At 60.2% G+C, this 6,627-nt stretch carries 5 protein-coding genes; 2 read left to right on the forward strand and 3 right to left on the reverse strand.

Annotated elements, in window-relative coordinates; all coding sequences use genetic code 11:
- Nucleotides 1-123 precede the first annotated feature (123 nt).
- Together AC0L3N_RS31870 and AC0L3N_RS31875 are read right to left on the reverse strand one after the other, a co-directional pair.
- Entirely contained in the window at nucleotides 124-1,326 is a 1,203-nt protein-coding gene (locus tag AC0L3N_RS31870; protein WP_473551547.1) for a cytochrome-c peroxidase, read from the reverse strand.
- Nucleotides 1,327-1,339: 13 nt separating this feature from the next.
- Nucleotides 1,340-1,984 carry a FixH family protein gene (locus AC0L3N_RS31875; protein WP_473551549.1) on the reverse strand — a complete coding sequence of 215 codons (645 nt, stop codon included), beginning with the start codon at nucleotides 1,982-1,984 and terminating at the stop codon, nucleotides 1,340-1,342.
- Between the two features lie 14 nt (nucleotides 1,985-1,998).
- Between AC0L3N_RS31875 and AC0L3N_RS31880 the strand changes: the two genes are divergently transcribed.
- On the forward strand, nucleotides 1,999-2,919 hold the full coding sequence (locus AC0L3N_RS31880) for a sugar kinase (protein WP_473551551.1): 921 nt from the start codon (nucleotides 1,999-2,001) through the stop codon (nucleotides 2,917-2,919).
- A 166-nt stretch (nucleotides 2,920-3,085) separates the two neighbouring features.
- On the opposite strand, the gene AC0L3N_RS31885 is transcribed toward AC0L3N_RS31880, so the two are convergent.
- On the reverse strand, nucleotides 3,086-4,120 hold the full coding sequence (locus AC0L3N_RS31885) for a class I SAM-dependent methyltransferase (RefSeq protein WP_473551552.1): 1,035 nt from the start codon (nucleotides 4,118-4,120) through the stop codon (nucleotides 3,086-3,088).
- Between the two features lie 338 nt (nucleotides 4,121-4,458).
- Here AC0L3N_RS31885 and AC0L3N_RS31890 point away from each other — a divergent pair, with 338 nt between their 5' ends.
- Complete coding sequence (locus AC0L3N_RS31890) at nucleotides 4,459-6,432, forward strand: putative bifunctional diguanylate cyclase/phosphodiesterase (protein ID WP_473551554.1); 1,974 nt, start codon at nucleotides 4,459-4,461, stop codon at nucleotides 6,430-6,432.
- Nucleotides 6,433-6,627 lie beyond the last annotated feature (195 nt).

The raw sequence follows: 6,627 nt of genomic DNA on the forward strand, positions 1-6,627 counted from the left end.
ACCTCGACCTTCGTGGCGATGGAGACGGTGAAGGATCGGTAGGCGCGCTGTTGCGGTAACGAACATTCGATGCTGGCAGGACAGAGGGGGGCGCGAAGGATCGCTACCGAGCAGCAGGGTCCCTCACTCCGCCAGCGTCTTCAAAAACGCCACCAGCGCCGCGCGCTCGCGGTTCGAAAGCTGCAGCGGGTGGACCTCGGATACACCCTCGACACTGGCCGGCGCTTTCGAATAATGCGCCACCACCTCCTCGAGCGAGGAAAATTGCCCGGCATGCATGTAGGGCGCACGGGTGGCGGCGCCGCGCAGCGACGGCGTCTTGTAGGCGCGGACGAGTTCCGGTCCGGCCTTGACCATGAAGCGCAGCTCGCCGCAGGCGCTGGCGTCGCCATCGCGAAACGCGCCGAAACAGTTGAACGGATCGGCCTCGACCTGCGCCACCGCGTCTATGCGGCCGCGATCCGGCGGCAGATTCGCCACCGGCGGCACGCCGGTGTTGTGAAAACCGCCGTCGGTGAAACGCGGCCCGGTATGGCACGTCACGCAATTGGCCTTGCCGATGAACAGTTTTAGCCCGAGGATTTCTTCGGGCGACAAGGCATCGTCGCCCTGCGGCGCCTGTATACCGGTATCCAAAGCGGCGGCGAACCGGTCGAAGCGCGTCTGCGGTAGCGCAATCGATCGCTCGAAGGCGGCGATCGCCTTGCCGATATTGGCGAAGACGCGGTTGACGTCCTCGGCTTGCGCATCGGACATGGCATTCCAGGCAGCCTTCTCGGCATCGCTGCCGAGCGGACTGGCATTGGCCGGCACATTTGAAAGGTCGGGCAGCGGCCCGAAGATGCGCTCGTAGCGCTCGCCGAATCGCGCCTTGATATAGTGCGCGTAGGCGGCGCGGTTGCCGGCCTGCTCCAGCGGATTTTCCAGCGGCGCCAGCGCCTGCGCCCAGAGACTGTCGCGCCGCCCGTCCCAGAAGAACCATGCGTCATGCGCAACGCCGGCCAGCGGCATGGTGCGCCGGTTGGTGCGGCCGACACCAACCGCTCGCGGCAGATCGTCCTGGAACTGCCGGTCGATCTTGTGGCAGGTCGAGCAGGAAACCTTGCCATCGCCGCTCAGCCCGACGTCGAAGAACAGCGTCGCGCCGAGCGCGGCGGCGGCCGGCACATCGGCGAAGCGATTGGTGGTGTCGGTTTTCAGCGGCGGCAGGGCTGACAGCGCCAGCGAGGCGATGGTCTTCTTTTCGGCATCGGAAAACTCAGGCTTGCCGCAGCCGGCAAGCAGAGCCATCGCCAGCAGCGCAAAAAGTCGCGAAAAGCGGCTCATCTCGCTCCAGCGCTCAGAGCAACACATTGAAGACCACCGTGTCGGATCCGGCCGCCGCGGAAATGGCGAAATGCAGTTGCCACAATCCGCTCATTGTGAATTTCACCCCGCCGATGCGATAGCGGCCATCGCCCAGATAATCGGTCGCATGCGGGCTGGTCGGCAGACCGTGCCTGTGCTGCGGCATGCCGCCGGAAATCGTGATCGCAGCGCCCTCCACCGGGGTTCCCGCACCTGTCCTCAGGGTCAGCAGCCAGGATTGCAGCTCGCCTTGACGGACAACGCCCCGCTCCGGTTCGAAACTGGCCACGAACAATCCGTTCGCCGTCCTTTTCGAGTGGCCAATTTCGGAACCGGCAAGCCGGGGCGCTTGCGGCGCGGTCAGAAAGACGGCGGCGAGAATGCCAGCCAGCAAGGCAGCCAGACCAAGACCTGCCAGAACATAACGCCATAACGATGCCAAACCGTTTCCTCTTCCGGAGATAACGTCTCGCTGCGCAGATTGCGTCCCGCCGTCCGCATGAGAAAACGCCGCTGGCGCAAAAATCCACCATGGCCAAGCATGGCGCTGTCGCTCGCAAAAAGCTACAGCACCGGGTCTTGGTTTTGTGCATGTCGTTATCCCAAAACCGCTGCGCAAGCTGTGGGCGACATGCACCAGGAGAGAGATTCATGACAGGAGATGGCGTCGCCTCGATCGGTGAATGCATGCTCGAACTTTCAGGCCAGGCGGGGCCGACCTGGCGCATGGGTTTTGCCGGCGACACGTTCAATACGCTGTGGGCGCTGCATGCGCTGAGCGGCGACCGGCCGGCGACCTATGTGTCGGCTTTCGGCGACGACCCGTTCTCGCGCGACCAGATCGGTTTCTTTGCGCAAAACGGCATCGGCATCGGCGCCAGCCCGATCATAACAGGCGCACGGCCCGGTCTCTATGCGATCACACTGACCGGCGCCGAACGCTCCTTCACCTACTGGCGCGGCGATGCGGCCGCAAGGCAGCTTGCCTCCGACGCAGCTGCCTTGGCGAAAAGCCTTGAAAATCAGGCGCTTGTTTACTTTTCCGGAATCACTTTGGCAATTCTCAACGACGCCGCGCGCAACACGCTGCTGGCGGCGGTGGCCAAGGCGCGCGCCGCCGGTTCGCTTGTCGCCTTCGATCCCAACTACCGGCCGCGGCTGTGGCACCGGCGCGAGGAAGCACAGACGGCGATCCTCGATGCCCTCGCAGTCACCGACATCGCGCTGCCGACCTTTCCCGACGAGCAGATGCTGTTCGGCGACGCAGCGCCGCAAGCAACCGCGGAACGGCTGGGCAAGCTGGTCGGCGAAGTCGTCGTCAAGAACGGCGAGGAGCCGGCGCTGATCGCCGCTAACGGAACCCTGCAACCCGTTCCGGCCGTGCATGTCGCCGCCCCCGTCGACACGACCGGCGCCGGCGATTCCTTCAACGGCGCCTATCTCGCCGCCCGGCTTGCCGGCCATCTCCCGACCGAGGCGGTGCTGCGCGCGCATCGCGTCGCCGCAGCCGTCGTGCAGGTGCGCGGCGCGCTGGCGCCATTCGAGACGTTAAGGGCAGCGTTCGAAGTTTAATGCATGTCGCGCAAAAGTGCGCAGCGGTTTTGCGATAACGACATGCATAAAAACAAGAACTAAAGCGCGTTGCATGAATCCATTCAAACGCGACGCACTTTAGGATCAAAACGCAATCAGACTGGCTGCCGCCAACGGCTGACAAGCTTGCAGCCAAAGGCGGTCGCTATCCGCGCTTTTCAATGACGCCGTACAGGACGTTGCGGTTCTCGCCAAAGAACACCTGCGCCTCGACGGTGTTGCGGTCGACGCTGGCATTGATGATGTTCCACATATCGGCCTCCGATCGCAGCAGCAACACCCAGTCCATGAACGTCTCCCAATACCCGGCGTCAGGATTGCCCTCCGCGTAGTTCGCGAAGAGGAATGTCCCGTTCGGCTTCAACATCTGCAGGCAGGTTTTCGTGAGTTTCACGGCGACGTTGTGCGCAAGGTAGTCGTAAAGGCCGGAGGCGTAAATGAAATCGAACTTGCCGAGCTTGTGACCCCGCGTGAGCACGGTTCGTACCGAGCCGTCGATGGCCTCTACCGCGGTGCCCTGGAAGTCGCGCGTGATCAATCCAACGCTCTGAGGATCCTGATCGAGCGCAACCCAGCGCTTGAGACGGCCCTCCCGTAAGGCGGCCGACCGATTGGCCTCCCTTAGATGGCCGGCCGCAATCGCCAGGATCTCGGCTTGCGGGCCATTTTCGGTCGCAATCTTATCGACATATCGGGTCAGAAGATCACGCCGTTCCCGTGCCGCGATGGACGACGGCACATCCTTGGTATGGCTATAGAGCGCCTTGCCGGTCTCCGAGGCGTTTGCCACGCTCTCGGCCACGTGCGGATCGCAATAGATGTAGTCGAGCAACTGGGCGTCGCCGGAATAACCTCTGGGCTTGTCATGGGACCACCGCGTAAGCGGATCCTCAAGAAAGTACTCCAGGACCGGGTGGTTCTGCACTACCGGTATCAATGCCTGCCAAACGTCGGGATGAACCTTGGAACGCGTCGCGCTGAGGTACGACGTCAGACGACGAATGATCTCGGCGGGGTCCTTTCGTTGCTCGATTTGCTGGTGTGTCGCGTGCAGAATGAGCGCAAGCTCTACGCGAGCGGTTTCGAACGCTTCGCTGTGAGGCTCGAGCTTTCCTCGAGGGAGACTGGCGGCGATCATCTCGGCAGTAATCAGACTCTTGCCATCAAGGATGGTTTCCACCGCATAACTCCATAATTACAATTGGATAGTTACAATTAGTTAGCTATTGCGTAAAATTTTATCTTTGCCAAGGCACATCCCCCGGCATTTTAGCGGTGTCGTTAATTTCCCGCCAACCATGCTAGGTCTTTGGACCCCTTGCGGGCCGGATTCCGGATACGAGTTAACGGAAACCTATTGGCGCGACTGCATATTGCTTGCCAGGCGCCGCAATCGCTGTCGCGCCTGGGGGGTCGGCCGGCGTGGGGGCAGAAGCTAGAAATGAGTTCGGAATACAAAGCCCCGTTCAAATGGGGTTTAGCGTGACGAACGAATGCGCGTCATCCGCATTGGCCGATATGGTCCATGCGGAACCGCTTGAGCTGCGGTACGAGCCGCGGTCCGACGAGCTCCGCAGCCTCTACTGGGAGGAAGGCCAAGCGAAGCGAAGGATGGACGCCAGGCCAGGGCTTTGGATCGCCGTCGCCATCTATCTGCTGTTTTCGGCAACGGATCTGCTGCTGATTCCGGATGTGGCAATCTATACAATCACGGCGCGCTTCGCGGTCGGAGTGACTGCACTCTTGATCCTGGAAGCACAACTTCGCCGGGGGGTCGGAACGGAATGGATTGACGTGACTTGCGCCGCAGCCATCATCTTTGGCTATGTTGGTTGGTTGTGCCCGGCGGTTATCAGCGCGGACAAGGAAAGCGTCTCTTATTATATGGTCTTCGGTACTATCTTCATGATGGGCGCCAATCTTTTCTTCACATTCAGGTTTAATCTATCCATTGTAACTTCTGCTATAATCTTGTGTGTATTATACACCGTGAACTATTTCGTACCTTCTACGCTAACATACAAAATAGTATTAGGAATTTTTTACATTTCGTGTTTCATATTCACGTCGTATGTAAACTGGAGGTTGAACGAGGAACGTTACAACGTCTTCCTGAACGCCTTGGAAGCTAAAATCCAGCACAAGGAGGCCACCGAGCGCGGACAGGCGCTGTTGAATCTGTCGAGAACCGATCCGCTTACGGGTCTGGAGAATCGGCGGGCGATTGACGAGAAGCTGCGGGACTACTGGAGCGACTGGCAAAGGTCTGGCAGAAGTTTTGTGGCGATCCTCATCGACGTCGACTTCTTCAAAAGGTTCAATGACTATTACGGACATCAAGAGGGCGACCGCTGCCTGATTCTTGTCGCCAATGCCCTTGCCGATATGATTAGGCAGTACAATGGCTCAATCGGCCGCTACGGCGGTGAGGAATTCATTGTCCTGGCTCGCATGGAGAAAAGAGAACAGGTCGCAGATATTGCGGAAGCCATTCGAAGCACGGTGGAGAACCTCGCGCTTCCCCACGAGCAGCGCAGAGACGGTATCTCGGTTGTGACGGTGAGCGTTGGCGCTGCACTCACCCGGCCGCAGATTGGCGCCAAGCTGGAAAAAATCATCCACGAGGCCGATCGCGCCCTCTATCTGGCAAAAGCAGGCGGTCGAAATTGTACCTGGCTGTTCGATCCAAACGATCCCCAGAGCAGCGACGAGAGCGAGAATATTGCGGCTTTGCTGAAGATCGCGATCGGCCAGGACCTCGTTTCACTCGTCTACCAGCCCATCCAGAATGTCGCGTCGGGCCGAGTTGAAGCCGTCGAGGCTCTGATGCGCCTCAAAATGCTGGACGGTACATCGGTTCCGCCGAGCCTGTTCATTCCCGTCGCGGAACGAACTGGTGCGGTCCTGGCGCTCGGGCGCTGGGCAATAAGGACAGTGTGCACTGAGCTTCTGGCGGACGATCACGTCGGTGTCGTCAGCGTCAACGTCTCTCCGATTCAGCTCAAGACGCCCGGCTTCGCGGCTTCTGTTGCGACCATTTTGAGCGAGACTGGCGTAGCCGGCAGCAGGCTGGCCCTCGAAATCACCGAAGGGCTGGAGATGGAGATGCACTCCGGCATTCTTCGCTGCATCAGCGACCTGAAGCTGCTAGGGATCAGAATATGGCTTGATGACTTCGGGACCGGCTTCGCGGGCCTGTCATGGCTTCGTCTAATCGATTTCGATACGGTGAAGGTCGACCGCTCGTTTCTGCATGACTGCGGTACCCCGAGGGGCAAGGCGATGCTGCAAGACATTATTGCCCTGGTCCGAAATCGCGGCCATAAAATCCTGGTCGAAGGGGTCGAAACCGACGAGCAGATGGCCATTGTACGCGAATTTGACATAGATAAAATCCAAGGCTTCCACGTCGGCCGCCCTGCTCCCGCCGCCAGTTTCCGGGCGAGACCGGTCACCTACAAACGCCCATTTTCGGTCGTTAAGTCCGCATGAACAGCGGCGGAGCGATCTGAGCTCCTGCAAGCGATCGCCCCGCGCTCCCTCTGCAGATGATCCAGCGGCTGGCCGAGAATCTTGCCGTTTGAAATCGGCCGGCGGGAACGAGCACACGGCGTAGAGTCGAGATGTGGCGCGGTGGCGGTAGGTTGAACATATCTGTTTGCCGCCTCTTTCGTCTGGCGGTGCCTC

The organism is Mesorhizobium sp. WSM4807 (genome assembly GCF_055811615.1).

What these genes read in the sequence shown, in the direction of transcription:
- AC0L3N_RS31890 (WP_473551554.1), top strand. Translation starts at nt 4,459, where the DNA reads ATGGTCCATGCGGAACCGCTTGAGCTGCGGTACGAGCCGCGGTCCGAC.
- AC0L3N_RS31870 (WP_473551547.1), bottom strand. Translation starts at nt 1,326, where the DNA reads ATGAGCCGCTTTTCGCGACTTTTTGCGCTGCTGGCGATGGCTCTGCTT.
- AC0L3N_RS31880 (WP_473551551.1), top strand. Translation starts at nt 1,999, where the DNA reads ATGACAGGAGATGGCGTCGCCTCGATCGGTGAATGCATGCTCGAACTT.